Here is a 19,443-nt window from a genome sequence, read left to right on the forward strand (position 1 = left end):
CCCGAGGGTCACGCGCGGGCCCGGCGGATGCAAGCGGCACGCGCCCGTGCCACCGCCGCGTGCCGGCGCGCGGCGTAGCCGTCCGCGTGGCCGCGCCGGCGGGTGCGCTCGCGCAGCAGCGCCTCGGTCTCGTCCAAGCGCCCGGCCCGCAGTCCCGCCTCCACGGCGAGGCGGTCGAACACGTCGCGCTGGGCGTGGCTGCCGCCGATCGCGGGCAGCGCCGGCCGCGCGGCGGCGAACGCGTCGAAGGCGGCGCCGTATTGCCCTGCCCCGAAGGCCGCGAGGCCCCGCGCCACGGCCGCGCCGGGATGCCCCATGACCGCCGCGGTCTCGGAGCCGCCCCGCGCGGCGGCGAGACGCGCGGCGAGCCGGTCCGCCGCCTCCGCGCGCGCCCCGCCCACGAGGGCGAGCATGTAGTGGAGGTCCGCGAAGGCGAGGCAGCCGTCCGCGCAGCGCGCTTCGGCCAGAGCGGCAAGCTCCTCCCAGCGGCGGCCGACGTCCACGCCTTCCAGCTCCAGCCGCACCAGCAGCGAGGTGGCGTTGGCGATGTCGCGGTAGTCGTCGGTCCGCTCGGGCCGCACGTCGCGGTCGTACTGCGCCAGCGCCTCGGCATGGCGCCCGAGATCCAGCAGCATCAGCGCCCGGTGCCACCAGACGTGGAAGCGGAAATTGTTGCAGTGCGCCCATGCGGCGCGGTGCCCGTCGAGCCAGCGCAGCCCCCCGTCGGCGTCGCCGCTCATGTCGTGGACGTGCGCGACCGCGTGGAGGCCCCAGGCGTCGTCGGGCGCCGCGCGCAGGGCGCCGAGGCCCGCGATGCGCGCGCCGGCGTAGTCGCCCGTCTCCTCGCGCGCGAAGGCCGCGCAGCCCAACGCGTAGCCCCGCCCCGGATGGCCCGCCTCGTGGGCAGCGGCGGCGCAGTCGGCCGAGCGGCGCATCCCCGCCGCGTCGCCACGCAGGAACCGCATGAGCTGGCCGATCTTCAGCAGCAGCGTGTCGCCCGGGGCGACGGCGAGCCGGGCCTCCACGGCCGCGGCCGCCTCCCCGGGCTCGCCCGCGAGCAGCAGGCGCAGGGCTTCGGCGAGCGTCCGCTCGCGCACACCCGCCGCCGGGAGGCGCGGCTCCGCGAGCCGCAGGGCCGCGCGGGCGTCCGCCACCGTCTCGCGCCGCGCGAGCAGCGCGAGGAACAGGCCCCGCAGCAGCTCGGGACCGACTGCCTCGGGCGCGAGCGCGCGCAGCCGCGCGAGGTGGTCGGGCGCGGAGGCCCCGTGGGCGAGGAAGGCGCGCAGCGTCGCATCCCACGCCGGAACCGCCTCGGGCGGCAGCGCGACGGGCTGGTGGAAGGCGTCGAGGGCGGGCATGGCGTCTCCGGGAGCGTCCGCCTCCACGCCTAGCGCCCCTCCGCCCTCGCGCTCCAGACCCGCGCCCCCCTGCCTGACGCAGACGTGACGCCGCGTCAGTCCTCGAACGGGTCGTCGCGCTCCAACGCGTCCCCGTGGGCGCCGAAGCGCGGCGGCGGAAGGCGGTAGCGCACCGGGGTCGCCGAGAAGCGCAGCGGGTTGCCCAGGAGCGGCAGGCGCAGGCCGTCCGACTCCATGTCCACGGCCATGTCCCTCGCCCGCACCTGCTCGGTCTCGAAGACTTCCGGGAGGGTGAGCACCGGCCCCACCGGCACGCCCCCCGCCTCCAGCGCCTCGGTGACGGCGGCGGTGGTCATGGCCCGCAGCGCCGGCTCCAGCACGTCCGCCAGCGCGCCCCGGTTGCGGATGCGGGCGGGGTTGGTGGCGAAGCGCTCGTCTCCGGGCAGCGCCCCCTGCCCCACCGCGGCGGCGAAGCGGCGGAACTGCCCGTCGTTGCCCACCGCGACGATCACGTGGCCGTCGGCGGTCTCGTACACGCCGTACGGCACGATGTTGGGGTGGTCGTTGCCCCGGCGCAGCGGCGCCTCGCCGGAAAGGCGCGTGTTCACGCCCTCGTTGATGGTCCAGGCCACCTGCGCGTCCACCAGCGCCAGGTCGATCTGCTGCCCCTCGCCGGTCGCCTCCGCGTGGCGCAGCGCGGCCAAGATGCCGATGGCCGCGTACATCCCGCACATCACGTCCGCGATGCCCACGCCCACCTTCATCGGCAGCCCATCGGGCGCCCCGGTCAGCGACATGATTCCGCCGAAGCCCTGCGCCATCAGGTCGTAGCCAGGCTTGTGGCTGTTCGGCCCGGTCTGCCCGAAGCCCGAGATCGAGCAGTAGACGAGGCGCGGATTCACCGCCCGCATCGCCTCCCAGTCCAGCCCGTACTTGCGCAGGCCCCCGGGCTTGAAGTTCTCGACCAGGATGTCGGCCAACCCCGCCAGTCGGCGCACGGCGGCCTGCCCCTCCGCGGTGGCAATGTCGAGCGCCACCGACCGCTTGTTGCGGTTCGCGGCCATGAAGTAGCCCGACAGGTCGGTCGGCCCCTCGGGGCCTTCCACGTAGGGCGGCCCCCACTGGCGCGTGTCGTCGCCGCCCGTATCCGGGTTCTCAATCTTCAGAACGCTCGCGCCCAGGTCGCCCAGCATCTGCGTGGCGGTGGGACCGGCCAAGATGCGGCTGAGGTCCAGCACCTTCACGCCGTGGAGCGGTCCGCGGGGGGCGTCGTCGGTCACGGCGCGCGCCGCGGGCTGGGGGTGGAGGCGCATGTCATGCCCGGCTCATCCCGCGCCCGGCCCGTCCGCGCAAGCCCCGGCACCCACCGCCTCGCGGTACATCGCCGCCACGGGGTCGTCGTCCAGCTCCACGTCCGCGAAGGTGACCACCGCCCCCTCGGCCACGTCGCGCTTCAGTTGAACCCGGTGGGCCAGCCCGATCGGCAGCGCATCCCGCGCGTCCGCAACCCGCTGCGCCTTGCCCCAGACGGTGAACCCGCCCTCGCCGTCCAACTCCTCGCCCGCGCGCAAGGCCCGCTTGGCCACCGCCGCCACCGTGCCGCGCATCTCGCGCGCCTGCCCCGTCGGCTCGCCGCGCAGCGCCGCCGACAGCACCGAGACCGACAGCTCCAGCCCGATCAGGTGGAACGGCTTGTACATCGCCGCGAACCGCCCCGTGTCGTCCGTGGGCAGGCCGTACTGGCGGAAGCACGCGGCGGCGTAGTCCGTGGGCGCCTCCAGCACCACGTAGACGCCCCAGCGCAGGTCGCGGAAGACGGGCCGCCCGTCGCGCTCCAGCGAGGAGACGGTCTCCGCGATGCCCCGCCCCTCGAGCTGGCCGCCCACCTCGCGCGGGCGCAGCACGCGGGCGAGGTCGTCGACGCCGCAGGGCGGGAAGGCGAGGCCGGCCGAGGGCACGTCCAGCCCGCAGGCGTTGGCGATGGCGCACATCTCGATGGCGCTCTTGGTGCCGTCGAGGAAGCTGTTGAACATCTGCGGATTCATGCCCGCCGCCTTCGCCTCCGCCGGGATCAGCCCGTAGTGCGACCACACGTCGTCGGGCGTCACCGCGTGGTAGCTCGGCAGGTACTTCGTGCCCTTGCCCGCGGCGGCGACGCGGAACCCCGTGGCGCGGGCCCAGTCCACCATCTCGGACACCAGCGCGGGCTGGTCGCCGTAGGCCATGGAGTAGACCACGCCGGCCCGCTTCGCCTTCTTCGCAAGCAGCGGCCCCACCAGCACGTCGGCCTCGACGTTCACCATCACCACGTGGACGCCGGCGGCGATCGCGGCCTCGGCGTGGCGGATGCCGGCGCGGGGGTTGCCCGTCGCCTCGATCACCACGTCCACGTCGCCCCGCGCGGCCAGCGCCGCGCCGTCCTCCTCGAAGGCGCAAGCGGCGATGCGCCCCTCGTCCCAGCCCACCGCGCGGCACGCCTCGCGGGCGCGCGCGGGGTCGAGGTCGGCGACGGCCGTGACCTCCAGCCCCGCGATGTGCGGCACCTGCGCCAGGAACATCGAGCCGAACTTGCCCGCTCCGACGAGGCCCGCCCGCACCGGGCCGCCGCGCTCCGCCGCCTCGGCGGCCAGTCGTGCGAGGTTCATGGTGGGGCCTCCCAGCGTTCCCGATCGCAGCCGAGAATGCCCGATCGCGCGCCGAGGTCCAGCGGGGAAGCGGTAAAAGGGGGGGTGGCGGACAGGAAGGGATTCGAACCCTCGAGACGGTCTCCCGCCTACGCACTTTCCAGGCGCGCGCCTTCGACCACTCGGCCACCTGTCCGCGGGCGGGTCTAGCGGGACCGTCCGGCGGGGGCAAGCGCCCCGGCGCCCCTTCCCCGCGCTTGACAACCCACCCGCGTTCCCCCACCTGTCCCCCCGACGCCGCGCTGCCGCGTGAGCAAGCCGCACCCCGAGGGGTGCATCGGCGTCCCCATCCGAGTTCCCCATCACGCAGGGTTCCCGACGCGAAGGCCGACGCCCCGGGATCCGCCCGCCGCGCCGCGTCTGCGCGAACCCCCCAGCGTCCGTGCGGGCGCGATCCGGCGCACCTCCGTGCGTCCGAAAGGATACCATTTGACCGCCACCTTCGAAGAGCTGGGCCTCGCGCCCGCGATCCTGCAGTCGCTGCGCGACGCCAAGCTCGAGACCCCCACCCCGATCCAGGCGCAGGCGATCCCGCTGGCGATGCAGGGCCGCGACGTGCTCGGCCTCGCGCAGACCGGCACCGGCAAGACGCTGGCCTTTGGCCTGCCGCTGATCGACGCGCTGATGGCGCAGCCCGGCAAGCCCGCGCCGAAATGCGCGAAGTCGCTGATCCTCGCGCCCACGCGCGAGCTGATCAACCAGATCGCCGACTCCCTGCGCGGCCTGACCGCCGGCACCAAGGTGCGCGTCGTCACGGTCGTGGGCGGGCAGTCCATCAACAAGCAGATCGAGCGCATGAGCCGCGGCTGCGACATCCTCGTCGCCACGCCGGGCCGCCTGATCGACCTCATGGACCGCCGCGCCGTGGACCTGTCGTCGGCCCGCCACCTCGTGCTCGACGAGGCCGACCAGATGCTCGACATGGGCTTCATCCACGCCCTGCGCCGCATCGCGCCCAAGCTCGGCACGCCGCGCCAGACCATGCTGTTCTCGGCCACCATGCCGAAGCAGATGGAGGAGCTGGCCTCCGCCTACCTCTCCGACCCGGTGCGCGTGCAGGTCTCGCCCCCGGGCAAGGCCGCCGACAAGGTCGAGCAGTCGATCCACTTCCTCGACAAGGCCGACAAGCCCGCCAAGCTGCGCGAGATCCTCTCGGCCGATCCCGGCGCGCTGACGCTCGTGTTCGGGCGCACGAAGCACGGCTCCGAGAAGCTGATGAAGGGGCTCGTAGCCGACGGCTTCAACGCCGCCTCGATCCACGGCAACAAGAGCCAGGGTCAGCGCGACCGCGCCATCAAGGCGTTCCGCGACGGCTCCGTGAACATCCTCGTGGCGACGGACGTAGCCGCGCGCGGGATCGACATCCCCGGGGTCGCCTACGTGGTGAACTACGAGCTGCCCGAGGTGGCCGACAACTACGTGCACCGCATCGGCCGCACCGCCCGCGCGGGCCGCGAGGGCGAGGCCATCGCACTGTGTTCGCCCGAGGAGGCCGACCTCTTCCGCCAGATCGAGAAGGTGCTGAAGACCGAGATCCCCGTGGCCTCGGGCACCGCGCCCACCGGCCCCGGCGAGAAGCGTGGGCGTCGCGGCGGCGGCGGGGGCGGCGGTCAGCGCCGCGGCCAGGGTGGCGGCGGCGGGCGTCCGCAAGGCGCCAAGCCTGCGGGCCGCAAGCCGCAGGACGACGCGAAGCCCGCGAACGTCCACGGCAAGCCGAACCGCCTCAAGCGCCAGCGCACCCGCCAGCGCGCGGCCTGAAACGCGACGGAGCGCGGGACGACCCGCGCTCCATCATCGACGACCGACGACCGGCCCTTCCTCTGGCCCCAAATATCTCGGGGGACGCCGCCGGAGGCGGCGGGGGCAGAGCCCCCTCCCCGCCCCGCCCTACCCCTTCACGTCCACCACGACGCGCCCGCGCACCTGGCCCTTCAGGATGTCGGCGCCCAGCCGCGGCAGGTCGTCCAAGGTGGCGGGCACCACCATCGCCTCCAGCTTCTCCATCGGCAGCAGCTCGGCGATGCGCGTCCACGCGCGGACCCGCGACTCGTAGGGCTGCATCACGCTGTCGATCCCCAGGAGGTTCACGCCCCGCAGCAGGAACGGCACCACGGTGGCGGGCAGGTTGGCCCCTCCGGCGAGGCCCACGGCCGCGACGCTCGCCCCATACCGCATCTGCCCCAGCACGCGGGCCAGCATCGCGCCGCCCACGGCGTCCACGCAGCCGCCCCAGGACTCGGACTCGAGCGGGCGCTTCACGGTCTCCGCCAGATCGGCGCGCGGCACGATCTGCGTGGCGCCCAGGCTCCGCAGGTACTCCTCCTGCTCGGGGCGCCCCGTCACGGCGGCCACGTCGTGGCCCATCGCCGCGAGCAGCGCCACCGCCACCGAGCCCACGCCGCCCGCGGCGCCGGTCACCAGGATCGGGTCGGCCTTGAGCCCATGGTCCTCCAGCGCCTGGACGGCGAGCATCGCCGTGAAGCCGGCGGTCCCGATCGCCATGGCCTGCCGCGTCGTCAGCCCCTCGGGCAGCGGCACCAGCCAGTCGGCGCGCACGCGCGCCTTCTCGGCGTAGCCGCCCCAGTGCGCCTCGCCCACGCGCCAGCCGGTCAGCACCACCTTGTCGCCCGCCTTGTAGCGGTCGTCCGAGGAGGCCTCCACGGTGCCCGCGAAGTCGATGCCCGGCACGTGGGGATAGTTGCGCACCAGACCGCCGCCGGGGCCGATGCACAGCCCGTCCTTGTAGTTCACCGTGGAGTGCTCGACCGCCACCGTGACCTCGGTCTCGGGCAGCCGCGACTCGTCGATGCGCTGCACGGAGGCCGCGGTCTCGCCGTCCTCGCCCTTCTCGACCACGAGGGCCCTGATCGTCGCCATTGTCGCTACCTCCAGAATGTCTCGCGCAAGCGCGCCCGCTTCGGCCCGTCCTGCGTGTGTACCACCACCTCGGTGCCGGCGTCCCAGCGGCGGTCGATCATGCCGATCGCGACGCCGCAGCCGAACTCCTGGCTCCAGGCGGCCGAGGTCACCACGCCCAGGCGCGTGTCCCCTTCCGTGATCGGCCAGGCCCGGTCGCACACGGGCACCGGCCCCTCCATCTCCACCGCCATGAGGCGGCGGTCCGAGACGTGCGCCTCCAGCGCCGCCCCTCCGATGCAGTCGAAGCGCTGCACGTACTTGTCCAGCCCGACCTCGAACGGCGTGTCCACGTCGCTCATGTCGTTGCCGTAGCTGAGCATGCCGCCCTCGATCCGCTCCACGAGGTTCGGGCAGCCCGCGCGCACGTCGAGGTCGGCGCCTGCGTCGAACAGCGCGTTCCACAAGGGCGCGGCCAGTTCCTGCCGCTCCACGTAGATCTCGAAGCCGCCCTGCTTGGAGTAGCCCGACCGGCTGACGATCATCTCCGTGCCGCGGAACGGGAACCGCCCCCAGCGGAAGAACCTGAGGTCGCGCACCGCGTCCCCGAACACCCGCGCCGCCAGCTCGTCCGACTTCGGCCCCTGGATGGCGAGGGGCTGCACGTCGGCCTCGAATACCGTCACGCCGTAGCCGCCCGCCTCGGCCATGCCCTCGATCCACAGGCGCAGCTCGCCGTCGGCGAGGCTGACCCACCACGTGTCGGGGCGCGGCTTGAACGCGACGGGATCGTTCAGCATGCCGCCCGAGCGGTTGCAGATCGGCACGTACATGCACTGATCCGGCTTGATCGCCGACAGGTCGCGCGGCGTCAGCATCTGCATCAGCGTGTCGGCGTCCGGCCCGGTGATCTCCACCTGCCGCTCGCAGGCCACGTCCCAGACCTGCACCGCGCGCTTGAGGTGCGCGGCGTCCACGTCCGTGCCTGCGAAGGCCGCCGGCAGCATCATGCGGTTGTAGACCGTGTAGGCCGAGCACCCGGCCGCATCCACGGCCGAGGTCCACCACGTCCGGCGCACCCGGTTCGACCGGGCCAGCGCGCTCATGCCGCCTCCGCCATGAAGGCCAGGTCCGTGGTCCCGGTCGGCACGCCCGCCGCGGTGAGCATGGCGTGGATCTGCCCGCGGTGGTGGGTCTGGTGGTTGAACAGGTGGGTGAGCAGCACCGAACGCGGCCGGCTCACCTCGCGCTCCATCACGCCGGACCACCAGCGCACCTCGCCCTCGCAGCTCTCCAGGCCCTCGGCCCAGTCCACGAGCCCCGCGTCGGCGTCCCGCCGCCGCGCCGCCCAGTCCGCGACCGTGCCGGTCCATCCAACCGACTCGGGGATGCCGCCCGCCTCGATCGGCGCGCCCCGGAAGCGGCCGAGCCAGACCTCGTCGGCCCAGAGCAGGTGGCTCGCCGTGCCGAGGATCGAGCCGAAGAACGCGCCCCGCTCGCGCCGGGCCTCGTCCTCGCCGAGGCCCTCCACCGCGGGCACCAGCCATTCGTCCTGCCACGCGTTGTAGCGGGCCATCATCCGCACCCAGCCGGGCGTGACGAGCGCCTCGCTCACCGCGGCACCTCCGGCCCCGACCAGTCGATCTGGCAGATCTCGGCCGAGCGGCCCTCGAAGTCCCACACGCGGCCATAAGCGCGCACGCGCCCCCGGTTGGCCTGCGCCACGGTGATGTCGGGGCCCATCCAGTACTCGGTGTTGGTGGCGACGATGTCCTCGCCCTCGCGCTTGCCCTTCACGGGCACCACCTCGCCGGCGATCTTCTTGCCCACGGTCAGGCGGCGCGTCTTGCCCTCGTTCTCGTAGGTGATCGGCTGGCGCTCGGCGCCCATGAACTCGGAGACGAGGATCTTGAACAGCCCCGTCGTCCCCTTGGCCCGTCCCGAGAAGATCTCGATCAGCCCGAGGTAGGCCGCCTGGTCGGCGCGGTCGTCGATGAAGGCCGCGGCCTTCCAGCCGCCGCGCGCCATCATGCCGGGGATCTCCAGCAGGAGGCCGACGTTCAGACCAGAAAGGTCGCTGTCGCCGTAGTGCCCCTCGTCGATGCGCACGCCCGACCACGCCTGGCAGACGCCTTCCGTGGGCGGGTGCTTGCCCAGGGAGACCACGCAGGGGCAGAACACCGTGCAGTTGCAGTTCAGGATCAGCTCGCCCTTGATGGCCCAGGGCGTCATGCCCCCCTTCGGGCTGGGCGACATGCGGCTCGACACCACCGGCGCCGGAATGCGATTGCTCACGAAAGACCTCCGATCAGGAAGCCCGCCCCGGCGAGGCAGGCGATTGCGATGGCGCGAGGGACCAGCGTCCCCCGGCCCAGTTTCTCCAGCGTCATCAGCACCGTCGCCAGCGCCATGAACCCGAGCGACATGGCCCCGCCCACGAGGGCGAGCGCCATCAGCGCCCAGCAGCAGCCCAGGCACACCGCGCCGAGGCGAAGCCCCATGCGCCAGGGGCCGTCGTTCCAGTGCGCCATGAAGAAGGTCAGCGGCATGCGGCAGCGGCTCAGGCACGCCTCCTTCAGCGGCGAAACCTGATAGGCGGCAGCCAGCACCAGCATCGCGGCGGCGAAGGCGGGCGAGAACGCCTCCGGAGCGGCGAGCATCTGCGCCGCCGTCGCCACCCCCGCGAAGCCCAGCCACACGGCGCCGTAGCCCGCCACCAACGTCGCCCCGCCGCCCAGCCTGTGGGCGTGGGCGATCTCGTCGTAGGTGGCGAAGGCGGGCAGCGCGGTGGGCAGCATCATCGCCGCGGCCATCAGCACCCACATCGCGAAGGCGCCGCCCCAGCCCGCGGCCTCGGGCGTCGCGCGGCAGAGCGAGACCAGCAGCGCGCCGAAATCCGGAGCGGCGGGCGCGGCCCAGAGCCACAGCACCGCCCACGCCCCGAGGATCGCGCCGTAGAGCGCCAACCAGTGCGGCGCGGTCATTCGGCCCAGATCGCGCATCGCCCCTCCCCGGCCTTGCTCGAACGTCACTCACGCCGTTTACTGGCAGAGCGCGAATTGTCTGACAAATGGTTTTCGATGCCCGATCCCCTTCCGCAGATCATCGCCGGTGCGCTCCACGAGCGGATCGCCTCGGGCGCACTGGCCGAGGGCGAGCGCCTGCCCTCCGAGACCGACCTCGCCGCCGCTCACGACTGCTCGCGCGCGACCGTGCGCGAGGCGCTCAAGATCCTCGCGGCCCGCAACCTGATCCGCACCCGGCGCGGCGCCGCCGGGGGCGCCTTCGTGAGCCGCCTCACCTTCGAGGCCGCGGTCGAGGCGCACGTCGCCACCTCCACCCTGCTCCTCAGCATGAACGCCGTCGACTTCGAGACCGCCGCCGAGGCACGCTACGCGCTGGAATCGGCCTGCTGCGACCTCGCCTGCACGGCCCGCACCGACGCCGACCTCGCCGCGCTGGCATCGGGCGTCGCCGCGCTCGAGGCTCCTTGCGACGACCGCGCCTTCTGCGCCGCCGACGTCGCCTTCCACCGCGCCTTCGCCGATGCGGCCCGCAACCCGGTGCTCGGCTACCACCTCGCCGGCGCCATCGAGGCGATGCAGCCCCTGATGAACATGATCACCTACCGCCTGCGCGACCGCCACGCGATGCTGCGCCATTACCACGCGCTGGTGGACGCCGTGCGGCGGCGCGACGCGGACGCCGCCCGCGCCTCCTTGCGCGCGCAGGAGGCGGCGATGGTCGCCCTCTACCACCGCCGCCTTGCGGCGCCCGTGGCGCCCGCCTAGCTTCCCCTGCAAAGAAACGACCAACAGGGAAACCGCCATGACCGTCCGCCTCGCCGCCCTCCTCGCGGCCACCGCCGCGCTGCCCGCCGGCGCCCAGACCCTCACCGTGTTCGACTACTCGGGCTTCGAGGACGCCGCCTTCCACGCCGACTACGTCGAGAAGCACGGGTCGGGCCCCGACTTTGCGTTCTTCGGCGACGAGGAGGAGGCGTTCCAGAAGCTGTCCTCCGGCTTCCGCGCCCCGGGCGTCACCCACATCTGCGCGGGCTCGGTCACGAAGTTCGTGGAATCCGGCCTCGTGGAGCCGTGGGACACCAGCCGCATCGACGCCTACGGCGATCTGAACACCGACCTGACGGGCACGGACGTGGCCGGCGGCGGCGAGGTCTACTTCATCCCCACCGACTACGGATCGACGGCGACGGCCTACAACGCCGACGACGTGCCCGAGGAGGACGTGGCCACCCTCGAGGTGTTCAAGGACCCGAAGTACCAGGGCCGCGTCGCCCTGCCCGACAACGTCGACGACGCCTACGCGCTGGCCTACCTCGCCACCGGCACCACCGACTGGACGAACGCCACCGACGAGCAGTTCGAGGCCGCCAGCGACTGGCTGCGCGAGGTGCACCCCAACCTGCGCACCTACTGGACCGACCCGGCGGAGCTGTCGCAGCTCCTCGCCTCGGGCGAGGTGCAGGTGGCCTGGGCTTGGAACGAGACCCTGCCGACCATGGCCGACGAGGGCTTCCCGATCGGCTTCGAGCGCGAGGCCGCCGAGGGCTCCTCGCTCTGGCTCTGCGGCTACGTCAACATGAAGGAATCCGACAGCGACGAGGACCTCGCCTACGACTACGTCAACGCGATGCTGGCCCCCTCCTCGGCCGTGCCGCTGATGGAGGCCGGCTACGGCTCCTCGAATGCCGCCGCCATGTCCGAGCAGATCACCGAGGAGCAGCGCGTTGCCGGCGGCCTCGGCGAGATCGACGCCCCCGTGCTCGCGCAGCTCCCCATGGACGGCCAGCTCCGCCAGAAGCAGTCGGAGACCTTCGAGCGGATCAAGGCTGGCTTCTGAGCCGGCGGAGATCGCCGCGGAAGGCCGCCCCCCGTGGGCGGCCTTTTCGCGTTCCGGCCGTTAACCAATCGTACGGACGGCGCCCCTGCGTATGCACGGGGGGTGCACGGGGGGTGTACGCATGGCGCCCCCCCTCCCATGCCCCTTGATCGTCGGCCCGCGGGGGCCTACATTCGTCTCGTTCCTTCGGGGACTATGGTGATAAACGCGCCCGTAATAAGCGGATCGGACCCGGGGGCGGTACCCGGCGGCTCCACCAAACACCCTCATTGGGGGATCTTGGGGCCGAAACAGGATCGACGGACGTCTAAAGGGGTTAGCTTTTGCCCGGTGAGATACCACCGTTATCGGTTCAAGCTTTATAGTTGCCAATGACAACAAAGCTCCGGTCGCGCTCGCTGCGTAAGCAGTGCGCAAGACCAAAACCTTAAGCCCTTGCGCCTAGCAGCGTAAGGCGGGGTCCGCAGGCACCTGGCAACAGAAGCCTGCACCTTTCCCCCCGCGTTCCGCCACCGATTCGGGCATCCGGCCATTCCCCGCTCCCGTGGGGGCGATCCCGCCTTGTCTGCCCCGGGCCCGTCTGGTCTATCATGGTTTCCGTGACGGTCTTGGGGGTGTGACGGTGAGTGACGCGAGCGACGAGCCGGCCATCGACTACGGAACGATGATGCACGACGCCATGCGCGGCCTGATCGCGCGCGTCCTGCGCCGCGTCGCCCGCGAGGGGCTGCCCGGCGAGCACCACTTCTTCATCACCTTCGACACCACCCACCCCGGCGTCGCCATCGCCGACTGGCTGCGCGAGCGCTATCCCGACGAGATGACCATCGTGCTCCAGCACTGGTTCCAGGGCCTCGAGGTGCGCGACGACGGCTTCACCGTCACGCTCAACTTCGGCGACAGCCCCGAGCCGCTGGTCGTGCCCTGGGGCGCGCTGGTGACCTTCGTAGACCCCTCCGTCGAGTTCGGCCTGCGCTTCGAGACCCGCGAGGACGCGACCCTCGAGGAGGAGGCCCCCTTCGCCGAGGTCGAGGCGGAGCCCGACACGCCCGCGGGGTCGGCCGAGGTCGTCTCGCTCGACAAGTTCCGCAAGCACTGAGGCAGCGGGCGACAGACGCCTTTCGCTGCCCTCCCGCCCCCGCTATGCCTCCGCCCGTGACACGGAGGCGCCCATGACCGACACCCGCACCGAGACCGACAGCTTCGGTCCCCTCGAGGTCCCCGCGGACCGCCTGTGGGGCGCGCAGACCCAGCGCAGCATCCGCAACTTCCCGATCGGGTGGGAGCGCCAGCCGGTCGCGATCGTGCGGGCGCTGGGCGCCGTGAAGCTCGCCGCCGCCACCGTGAACGAGGGCTTCGGCGACCTCGACGCGGAGCGCGCCAACGCCATCCGCGAGGCGGCGCGCGAGGTGTTCGAGGGCCGCCTCGACGACCACTTCCCGCTCGTGGTCTGGCAGACCGGATCGGGCACCCAGTCGAACATGAACGCCAACGAGGTGATCGCGAACCGCGCGATCCAGATCCTCGGCGGCACCGTCGGGTCCAAGGACACCGTGCACCCGAACGACCACTGCAACATGGGCCAGTCGTCCAACGACACCTTCCCCACGGCGATGCACGTGGCCATCGGCATGACCGCCCGCGACGTGCTGCTGCCGGGGCTTCGCACGCTGCACGAGGCCCTCGAGGCGAAGTCGGCCGAGTTCGCCGACATCATCAAGATCGGCCGCACCCACACCCAGGATGCCACGCCGCTGACCCTCGGCCAGGAGTTCGGTGGCTACGCCCACCAGGTCGCCAAGGGTATCGAGCGGGTCGAGGCCTGCCTGCCCGACATCTACGAGCTGGCCCAGGGCGGCACCGCCGTGGGCACGGGTCTGAACACCCGCAAGGGCTTCGCCGAGAAGGTCGCCGCCGAGATCGCCGCGATCACCGGCCTGCCCTTCGTGACCGCGCCGAACAAGTTCGAGGCCCTCGCCGCCCACGACGCGATGGTCATGTTCTCGGGCGCGCTTAAGACCGTGGCGGCCTCGCTGTTCAAGATCGCCAACGACATGCGCCTGCTCGGCTCCGGCCCCCGCTCGGGTCTGGGCGAGCTGATCCTGCCCGAGAACGAGCCGGGCAGCTCGATCATGCCGGGCAAGGTGAACCCCACGCAGGCCGAGGCGCTAACCATGGTCTGCGCCCACGTCATGGGCAACGACGCCGCCGTCGGCTTCGCCGGCAGCCAGGGCCACTTCGAGCTCAACGTCTACAATCCGATGATGAGCTACAACGTGCTCCAGTCCATGCAGCTTCTCGGCGACGCCGCCGCCAGCTTCACCGACAACATGGTGGTGGGCACGCAGGCCAACGTGGAGCGCATCGACCGGCTGATGAAGGAGAGCCTGATGCTGGTCACCGCGCTCGCCCCGACCATCGGCTACGACAACGCCACCAAGGTCGCCAAGACCGCCCACCGCAACGGCACGACGCTGCGCGAGGAGGCCGTTGCCCTCGGCTTCGTGGACGAGGAGACCTTCGACCGCGTGGTGCGCCCCGAGCTGATGATCGGCCCGAAGTGAGCGGAACGGTCGTCTCGCTGCGGGCGGCCCGCAAGGCGCGCGCCCGCGATGCCCGCCGCGCCGAGGCCGACGCCAACGCCGCGCGCCACGGGCGCACCAAGGTCGAGAAGGCGCGCGAGGCGGCCGAGGCCGAGGCGGCCCGCCGCCGCCTCGACGGCCACCGGCGGGACGAGCCGTGACCGCCGCCCGGCCCCGCAAGCGGAGCCTGACGCTCCACGGCCACCGCACCAGCGTATCGCTCGAGGAGCCGTTCTGGATCGAACTGCAGGAGATGGCCCGCGACGAGGGGCTGTCGATCAACGCCCTCGCCGCCCGCATCGACCGCGAGCGCGGCGTCTCCGCCGGCCTCGCCTCGGCGCTGCGGGTCGCCGTCCTCAAGCGGCTCCGTGCGTTAGCCGAGGATTAACCCTCACCGGTTCATGATTCGCGGATGGATGCGGAATACCTGCTCAGCCCCGCGGCGACCCAGTGGCTCGCGCAACTGTTCGAGAGCCGGGCCGCGCGAGACGGCGCGGTGATCCGGCGCAAGATGCGCGACGTCGATCGCCGGGTCGGGCGCGCGCCGTTCCTCGCGGAGATGCGGCGCCGCGGGTTCGGGGTGGTGGAGAATGCGGGGCAGTACGTCATCTTCTGCAACCGCGAGCCGCTGCGCCGCGTCGTCTGACGCCCGCGAACCCTTCGCGAAGGGTTCGCCCCACGGAGCCTTCGCGAAGGCTCCGCAGCGAAGTCTTGGCTCAAGACTTCGCGTCGCCAGACGCCGCCAGCACCGCCAGCACGGCCTCGCGTGGCACGTCCGCCGTCACGAAGGCCTCGCCCACGCCGCGCACCAGCACGAAGCGGAGCTTGCCGTCCCGCACCTTCTTGTCCTGCCCCATGAGGTCCAGCAGCGCCTCCGGCCCCGGCAGTCCCGGAACGTCGCGCAGCTCGCGGGGCAGGCCCATCGCCTCCAGGTGCGCCCGAACCCGCCCCGGCGCCTCCTGCGCACAAATGCCCAGTTGTGCCGACAGGTCGAAGGCCAGCGCGCAGCCCACCGCCACCGCCTCGCCGTGCAGCAGCCGGTCCGAGTAGCCCGTGGCCGCCTCCAGCGCGTGCGCGAAGGTGTGGCCGAGGTTCAGCAGCGCCCGGTCGCCCGCCTCGCGCTCGTCGCGCGCGACGATGGCGGCCTTCATCTCGACCGACCGGCGCACCGCCTCGGACAGTGCCGCCGGGTCGCCGCGCAGCCCCGGACCGTGCCGTTCCAGCCACGCGAAGAACCCCTCGTTCCCCAGCAGCCCGTACTTCGCCACCTCGCCGTAGCCCGCGCGGAAGTCGCGGTCCGGCAGCGTACCCAGCGCGCCCGTGTCGCACAGCACGAGCCGCGGCTGGTGGAACGCGCCCACAAGGTTCTTGCCGTGGCGCGTGTTGATGCCGGTCTTGCCGCCCACGGAGCTGTCGACCTGCGCCAGCAGCGTGGTCGGCACCTGCACGAACGGCACGCCGCGCAGGAGCGTTGCTGCCGCATAGCCGGCGAGGTCGCCGATCACGCCGCCACCGAGGGCGAGCACCACGTCGGCCCGCTCCGGGCGCTGATCCAGCAGCCATTCCACCGCGCGTGCGTACCCGTCCCAGCCCTTGGTCGCCTCGCCCGGCGGCAGCGCCAGCGCGGGCGCCTCGATCCCGCCCAGCCCCGCGCGCAGGCGGTCCAGCCAGAGGGGCGCGACCCGCTCCTCGGTCAGCACCAGCACCCGGCCGCGCGGCGCCTGGGGCGCCACCAGCGGCTCGGCACGGGCGATCAGGCCCGCGCCCACGTGGACCTCGTAGGATCGGTCCCCGAGGGGCACCGGGACGACGTGGGTCATGCGCGCTCCGCGATCAGGTCGGCCCCGCGCAGGGTGTCGATCACCCGCGAGACCATGTCGGCGACCGTGTAGGCCGGGTCCGCGTCGACCACCAGCGGCGCCTCGGCGTAGCTCGGCCCGCGCTCGCGCAGGAGGCGAGCGAGCGTCGCCCTCGGATCGTCGGTCATCAGCAGCGGCCGCGTGGTCTTGTGGCGCACCCGGCTCCACAGAAGGTCCAGTTCGGCGCGCAGCCACACGGCGGTACCGGCCTCGGCGATGGCGGCGCGGTTCTCGGGGCGCAGGAACACCCCGCCGCCCGTGGACACGACGCCCGGCCCCGCGGCCAGCAGACGGCGCAGCACCTCGGTCTCGCGGTCGCGGAAGAAGCGCTCGCCGTCGCGCTCGAAGATCTCGGGGATGGTCATGCGCGAGGCGGCGACGATGGCCTCGTCGGTGTCGCGGAACGGCACGCCGAGGCGCTGGGCCAGGGCTGTGCCCACCGCCGTCTTGCCGCAACCCATCATGCCCACCAGAACGACCGGGGCGCGGAGGCCCGGCGCGTCTTCGCCCAACTCGACCATGGCGCTTCCTTGCCTGTTGCGGCCCCCGATGCCAAGGTCGCGCCGCGCCGGCGCCCTCGCGCGCGGGCCGAGAATCTGCACGAGACGGGACCTCCATGCTGCGTTTGCTCAAGTACCTGCTGATCCTGGCGGTGGTCGCCGTCGTCGCGCTGTTCGGCTACTCCTACCTGCTGGAGCCGCAGGGCGCCCCCGTAACCCGAACCATCGAGATCGATGCGGGCTGACCTCCGCGCCGCGGCGCTGCTGCTTCTCGCCTCGGCGGTGGCGGCACCGGCGGCCGGGGACGCGCCGCGCTCGGCGATCCCGTGGCTGTCCGACAGCCTGCGCGCGCCGTCCGCCGCCGTGCCGCCCGCGGCGAGCGGCGCGGCCCCCGCCGCCGGCGAGCCCGCGGCGACCGCCGTGTCCGGCAGCGAGATCGCGGTGATGCCGATCGGCACGGTGCGGCGCGATGCGGTCGGGCTGCGCCCCGCGCAGGCGCTCGGCCTGCCGCGCGACCTCTTCGCCGGGTCCGACCCCGTGCGCCTCGCGGAGCGCCTCTCCGCGGCGCCGGTGGACGCGCTGCCGGCGGCGCAGGCACTCGTGCGGATGCTGCTCGTGGCCGAGCTAGACCCGCCCCGCGCCGCGGGCGATCCCGACGCGCTGTTCCTCGCGCGGATCGACGCGCTGCTGCGCCGGGGCGCGCTGGACGACGCGCAGGCCTTCCTGGAGCGGGCGGGTGCCGCGGACCGCGGGGCCTTCCTGCGCTGGTTCGACGTGTCGCTGCTGACCGGCGACGACACCCGCGCCTGCGAGGCGATGGCGGCCAACCCCGGCATCGCCCCCACGTTGCAGGCCCGCGTGTTCTGCCTCGCCCGCGCCGGCGACTGGGCCGCCGCCGCGCTGACGCTCGACACCGGTCGCGCGCTCGGAGCCATCGCCCCCGCGGACGAGCTGCTGCTAGCCCATTTCCTCGACCCCGAATCCTTCGAGGGCGAGCCGCCCCCGCCCACGCCGCGTCCCATGACCCCGCTCGCCTACCGCCTGCTCGACGGCATCGGCGAGACGCCCGCCACGCGGGGCCTGCCGCTGGCCTTCTCGTTCGCGGACCTGCGCCCCAACGTCGGCTGGAAGGCGCAGATCGAGGCCGCGGAGCGCCTCGTGCGAGCCGGCGCGCTCGACCCGAACCGCCTGCTTGCGCTCTACACCGAACGGCGGCCCTCGGCTTCGGGCGGTGTGTGGGACCGGGCCGAGGCGGTGCAGCGCGTCGACGCCGCCCTTCTCGGCGGCGACCGGGCGGCCCTCGCCGCCGCGCTGCCCGACGCCGTGGAGCGCCTCGGCGCGGCCGACCTGCTCCTGCCTCTCGCCACGCTGCTCGGCGAGCGCGCGGCCCGCGCGCTGCCGGGTGACCCCCACGCGGCGCGGCTCGGTCTCCTGTCGCCCGGCGCCGAGTCGGTGGCCGACGCGGCCGCAGAGACGCACCCCTTCGCCGCCGGCGTGGCGCGCGGCGAGCCCGTCGACCCGACGACCCCGATCGAGCGTGCGGTCGCGGACGGCTTCGCCCGCCCGACCCCGGAGCGGCTGGAGCGGATGGCCCGCGAGGGACGGCTGGGCGAGGCCCTGCTCGACGTCGCGGACGCGCTCCGGGGCGGCACCGACACGCCCCCGGACGAGCTGGAGGACGCGATCGCCACGCTGCGGGCCGCCGGCCTGCCCTCACTCGCCCGGCGCGTCGCGCTCGAGGCGCTGCTGCTGTGACCGCGTGGATCGACCGCTTCCTCGAGGCGCAGGCCGCCGAGCGGGGCGCGGCGCTGAACTCGCTGCTCGCCTACCGCCGCGATCTGGAAGCCTACGCCGCGCATCTCGCCCACCGGGGCAAGGCCGACGTGGAGACGGCGCGGCGCGCCGACGTGGAGGGCTTCCTCGTGGCCTGCGAGGCCGAGGGGCTCGCCGCCTCCACCCGCGCGCGCCGACTGGCGGCCGTGCGCGGCCTCTACCGCTTCGCCTACGAGGAGGGGCTGCGCGCCGACGACCCCGCGATCCGCGTCACCGGCCCGGCCCGCCGCAAGGCGCTGCCGAAGACCATGAGCGAGGGAGACGTCGACGCCCTGCTCGCCGCCGCCGGCACCCTCGGCAGGACCGAAGCCGAGCGGGTGCGCGACGCCTGCCTGATGCAGCTCCTCTATGCGACCGGCATGCGTGCGAGCGAGCTGGTATCGCTGCCCGCCTCCGCGGCTCGGGGCGATCCGCGGATGCTGCTCGTGCGCGGCAAGGGCGGCAAGGAGCGCATGGTCCCCCTTTCGCCCCCGGCCCGCGAGGCGCTGGTCGCCTGGCTCGGGGTCCGCGACGCCGCCGAGGCCCAGGCGCGCACTGCCAGGGGCACGCCGCCCTCGGCCTTCCTGTTCCCGTCTCACGGCAAGGCGGCGCACCTCACGCGCATCTGGTTCCACGGCCGGGTCAAGGCGCTGGCCGCCGCCGCCGGGCTCGACCCCGCGAAGGTCAGCCCCCACGTGCTGCGCCACGCCTTCGCCACGCACCTGCTGGCGGGCGGCGCCGACCTGCGCGCGATCCAGACGATGCTCGGGCACTCCGACATAGGCACCACCGAGATCTACACCCACGTGCTGGAGAGCCGGCTGCGGGAGCTGGTGATGACGCATCATCCGATGGCGGGGGACTAGGGGGCGCCGCCCCCGGCCTGCGGCCTCCCCCGAGGTATCTGCGAAACGGAAACGAGGGGCGTG

Annotated in this window: 21 protein-coding genes, 1 tRNA gene and 1 other RNA gene; 12 read left to right on the plus strand and 11 right to left on the minus strand. The window is 73.3% G+C overall.

The window, feature by feature from the left end:
• Window positions 1-8 precede the first annotated feature (8 nt).
• The 4 genes from K3554_RS11070 to K3554_RS11085 form a co-directional block, all read right to left on the minus strand.
• Entirely contained in the window at window positions 9-1,358 is a 1,350-nt protein-coding gene (locus K3554_RS11070; protein WP_259940201.1) for a tetratricopeptide repeat protein, read from the minus strand.
• A 95-nt stretch (window positions 1,359-1,453) separates the two neighbouring features.
• A complete protein-coding gene (locus K3554_RS11075; protein WP_259940203.1) occupies window positions 1,454-2,671 on the minus strand; it encodes a CaiB/BaiF CoA-transferase family protein in 1,218 nt (405 codons plus the stop codon).
• 12 nt (window positions 2,672-2,683) lie between these two features.
• The gene (locus K3554_RS11080) at window positions 2,684-4,003 is read right to left on the minus strand and encodes an NAD(P)H-dependent oxidoreductase (protein ID WP_259940205.1); all 1,320 of its coding nucleotides are present in this window, start codon (window positions 4,001-4,003) and stop codon (window positions 2,684-2,686) included.
• Between the two features lie 85 nt (window positions 4,004-4,088).
• Window positions 4,089-4,178 (minus strand) — tRNA-Ser (locus tag K3554_RS11085).
• Window positions 4,179-4,471: 293 nt separating this feature from the next.
• Here K3554_RS11085 and K3554_RS11090 point away from each other — a divergent pair.
• Window positions 4,472-5,800, plus strand: a complete 1,329-nt coding sequence (locus K3554_RS11090; protein ID WP_259940207.1) for a DEAD/DEAH box helicase — start codon at window positions 4,472-4,474, stop codon at window positions 5,798-5,800.
• A gap of 129 nt (window positions 5,801-5,929) precedes the next feature.
• Here K3554_RS11090 and acuI read toward each other — a convergent pair whose 3' ends face one another.
• From acuI to K3554_RS11115, 5 genes are read right to left on the minus strand one after another with little or no spacing between them, the layout of a single operon-like run.
• A complete protein-coding gene (acuI, locus tag K3554_RS11095) occupies window positions 5,930-6,919 on the minus strand; it encodes an acryloyl-CoA reductase (protein ID WP_259940208.1) in 990 nt (329 codons plus the stop codon).
• A gap of 5 nt (window positions 6,920-6,924) precedes the next feature.
• Complete coding sequence (locus K3554_RS11100; RefSeq protein ID WP_259940210.1) at window positions 6,925-8,004, minus strand: dimethylsulfoniopropionate demethylase; 1,080 nt, start codon at window positions 8,002-8,004, stop codon at window positions 6,925-6,927.
• Window positions 8,001-8,513, minus strand: a complete 513-nt coding sequence (locus K3554_RS11105) for a DinB family protein (RefSeq protein WP_259940211.1) — start codon at window positions 8,511-8,513, stop codon at window positions 8,001-8,003. Before K3554_RS11105 ends, K3554_RS11100 begins: the two co-directional genes overlap by 4 nt.
• The gene (locus K3554_RS11110) at window positions 8,510-9,154 is read right to left on the minus strand and encodes a DUF1326 domain-containing protein (RefSeq protein ID WP_259945897.1); all 645 of its coding nucleotides are present in this window, start codon (window positions 9,152-9,154) and stop codon (window positions 8,510-8,512) included. The genes K3554_RS11105 and K3554_RS11110 overlap by 4 nt, the downstream gene beginning before the upstream one ends.
• Window positions 9,155-9,189: 35 nt before the next feature.
• Entirely contained in the window at window positions 9,190-9,900 is a 711-nt protein-coding gene (locus tag K3554_RS11115; RefSeq protein ID WP_259940213.1) for a DUF2182 domain-containing protein, read from the minus strand.
• 78 nt (window positions 9,901-9,978) lie between these two features.
• Between K3554_RS11115 and K3554_RS11120 the strand changes: the two genes are divergently transcribed.
• The 8 genes from K3554_RS11120 to K3554_RS11155 all read left to right on the plus strand — a co-directional run bounded on the left by K3554_RS11120 (window position 9,979) and on the right by K3554_RS11155 (window position 14,989).
• Window positions 9,979-10,689: a FadR/GntR family transcriptional regulator gene (locus K3554_RS11120; protein ID WP_259940215.1), complete on the plus strand. Its 711-nt coding sequence runs from the start codon at window positions 9,979-9,981 to the stop codon at window positions 10,687-10,689.
• A gap of 37 nt (window positions 10,690-10,726) precedes the next feature.
• Window positions 10,727-11,761 carry an ABC transporter substrate-binding protein gene (locus K3554_RS11125; RefSeq protein WP_259940217.1) on the plus strand — a complete coding sequence of 345 codons (1,035 nt, stop codon included), beginning with the start codon at window positions 10,727-10,729 and terminating at the stop codon, window positions 11,759-11,761.
• Between the two features lie 141 nt (window positions 11,762-11,902).
• Window positions 11,903-12,253, plus strand: a transfer-messenger RNA (tmRNA) gene (gene ssrA, locus K3554_RS11130).
• Between the two features lie 172 nt (window positions 12,254-12,425).
• A complete protein-coding gene (locus tag K3554_RS11135) occupies window positions 12,426-12,860 on the plus strand; it encodes an SspB family protein (RefSeq protein ID WP_259945898.1) in 435 nt (144 codons plus the stop codon).
• A 73-nt stretch (window positions 12,861-12,933) separates the two neighbouring features.
• Window positions 12,934-14,325 carry a class II fumarate hydratase gene (gene fumC / locus K3554_RS11140; protein ID WP_259940219.1) on the plus strand — a complete coding sequence of 464 codons (1,392 nt, stop codon included), beginning with the start codon at window positions 12,934-12,936 and terminating at the stop codon, window positions 14,323-14,325.
• The gene (locus tag K3554_RS11145) at window positions 14,322-14,504 is read left to right on the plus strand and encodes a DUF4169 family protein (protein ID WP_259940220.1); all 183 of its coding nucleotides are present in this window, start codon (window positions 14,322-14,324) and stop codon (window positions 14,502-14,504) included. The genes fumC and K3554_RS11145 overlap by 4 nt, the downstream gene beginning before the upstream one ends.
• Complete coding sequence (locus K3554_RS11150; protein WP_259940222.1) at window positions 14,501-14,731, plus strand: ribbon-helix-helix domain-containing protein; 231 nt, start codon at window positions 14,501-14,503, stop codon at window positions 14,729-14,731. Before K3554_RS11145 ends, K3554_RS11150 begins: the two co-directional genes overlap by 4 nt.
• A gap of 24 nt (window positions 14,732-14,755) precedes the next feature.
• A complete protein-coding gene (locus tag K3554_RS11155; protein WP_259940223.1) occupies window positions 14,756-14,989 on the plus strand; it encodes an N-(5'-phosphoribosyl)anthranilate isomerase in 234 nt (77 codons plus the stop codon).
• Window positions 14,990-15,059: 70 nt separating this feature from the next.
• Here the strand turns inward: K3554_RS11155 and aroB are convergent, their stop codons facing one another.
• Together aroB and K3554_RS11165 are read right to left on the minus strand one after the other, a co-directional pair.
• The gene (gene aroB / locus K3554_RS11160; RefSeq protein WP_259940225.1) at window positions 15,060-16,163 is read right to left on the minus strand and encodes a 3-dehydroquinate synthase; all 1,104 of its coding nucleotides are present in this window, start codon (window positions 16,161-16,163) and stop codon (window positions 15,060-15,062) included.
• On the minus strand, window positions 16,160-16,723 hold the full coding sequence (locus tag K3554_RS11165) for a shikimate kinase (RefSeq protein WP_259940228.1): 564 nt from the start codon (window positions 16,721-16,723) through the stop codon (window positions 16,160-16,162). Before K3554_RS11165 ends, aroB begins: the two co-directional genes overlap by 4 nt.
• 95 nt (window positions 16,724-16,818) lie before the next feature.
• On the opposite strand from K3554_RS11165, the gene K3554_RS11170 reads away from it, so the two are divergent.
• From K3554_RS11170 to K3554_RS11180, 3 genes are read left to right on the plus strand one after another with little or no spacing between them, the layout of a single operon-like run.
• The gene (locus K3554_RS11170) at window positions 16,819-16,947 is read left to right on the plus strand and encodes a hypothetical protein (RefSeq protein ID WP_259940231.1); all 129 of its coding nucleotides are present in this window, start codon (window positions 16,819-16,821) and stop codon (window positions 16,945-16,947) included.
• Window positions 16,937-18,457, plus strand: a complete 1,521-nt coding sequence (locus K3554_RS11175; RefSeq protein WP_259940233.1) for a hypothetical protein — start codon at window positions 16,937-16,939, stop codon at window positions 18,455-18,457. The genes K3554_RS11170 and K3554_RS11175 overlap by 11 nt, the downstream gene beginning before the upstream one ends.
• Window positions 18,454-19,380 (plus strand): site-specific tyrosine recombinase XerD, encoded by a 927-nt coding sequence (locus tag K3554_RS11180; protein WP_259940234.1) that lies wholly within the window; start codon window positions 18,454-18,456, stop codon window positions 19,378-19,380. Before K3554_RS11175 ends, K3554_RS11180 begins: the two co-directional genes overlap by 4 nt.
• Window positions 19,381-19,443: the final 63 nt, after the last annotated feature.

The organism is Jannaschia sp. W003 (genome assembly GCF_025144335.1).
Classification (GTDB): Bacteria; Pseudomonadota; Alphaproteobacteria; order Rhodobacterales; family Rhodobacteraceae; genus Jannaschia.

Excerpts from the sequence above, each read along its gene's own strand:
- K3554_RS11070 (WP_259940201.1), bottom strand. The coding sequence starts at position 1,358 with ATGCCCGCCCTCGACGCCTTCCACCAGCCCGTCGCGCTGCCGCCCGAG.
- K3554_RS11080 (WP_259940205.1), bottom strand. The coding sequence starts at position 4,003 with ATGAACCTCGCACGACTGGCCGCCGAGGCGGCGGAGCGCGGCGGCCCG.
- acuI (WP_259940208.1), bottom strand. The coding sequence starts at position 6,919 with ATGGCGACGATCAGGGCCCTCGTGGTCGAGAAGGGCGAGGACGGCGAG.
- K3554_RS11110 (WP_259945897.1), bottom strand. The coding sequence starts at position 9,154 with ATGTCGCCCAGCCCGAAGGGGGGCATGACGCCCTGGGCCATCAAGGGC.
- K3554_RS11170 (WP_259940231.1), top strand. The coding sequence starts at position 16,819 with ATGCTGCGTTTGCTCAAGTACCTGCTGATCCTGGCGGTGGTCGCCGTC.
- K3554_RS11120 (WP_259940215.1), top strand. The coding sequence starts at position 9,979 with ATGCCCGATCCCCTTCCGCAGATCATCGCCGGTGCGCTCCACGAGCGG.
- aroB (WP_259940225.1), bottom strand. The coding sequence starts at position 16,163 with ATGACCCACGTCGTCCCGGTGCCCCTCGGGGACCGATCCTACGAGGTC.
- K3554_RS11125 (WP_259940217.1), top strand. The coding sequence starts at position 10,727 with ATGACCGTCCGCCTCGCCGCCCTCCTCGCGGCCACCGCCGCGCTGCCC.
- K3554_RS11115 (WP_259940213.1), bottom strand. The coding sequence starts at position 9,900 with ATGCGCGATCTGGGCCGAATGACCGCGCCGCACTGGTTGGCGCTCTAC.
- K3554_RS11100 (WP_259940210.1), bottom strand. The coding sequence starts at position 8,004 with ATGAGCGCGCTGGCCCGGTCGAACCGGGTGCGCCGGACGTGGTGGACC.
- K3554_RS11175 (WP_259940233.1), top strand. The coding sequence starts at position 16,937 with ATGCGGGCTGACCTCCGCGCCGCGGCGCTGCTGCTTCTCGCCTCGGCG.
- fumC (WP_259940219.1), top strand. The coding sequence starts at position 12,934 with ATGACCGACACCCGCACCGAGACCGACAGCTTCGGTCCCCTCGAGGTC.
- K3554_RS11155 (WP_259940223.1), top strand. The coding sequence starts at position 14,756 with ATGGATGCGGAATACCTGCTCAGCCCCGCGGCGACCCAGTGGCTCGCG.
- K3554_RS11075 (WP_259940203.1), bottom strand. The coding sequence starts at position 2,671 with ATGCGCCTCCACCCCCAGCCCGCGGCGCGCGCCGTGACCGACGACGCC.
- K3554_RS11165 (WP_259940228.1), bottom strand. The coding sequence starts at position 16,723 with ATGGTCGAGTTGGGCGAAGACGCGCCGGGCCTCCGCGCCCCGGTCGTT.
- K3554_RS11135 (WP_259945898.1), top strand. The coding sequence starts at position 12,426 with ATGATGCACGACGCCATGCGCGGCCTGATCGCGCGCGTCCTGCGCCGC.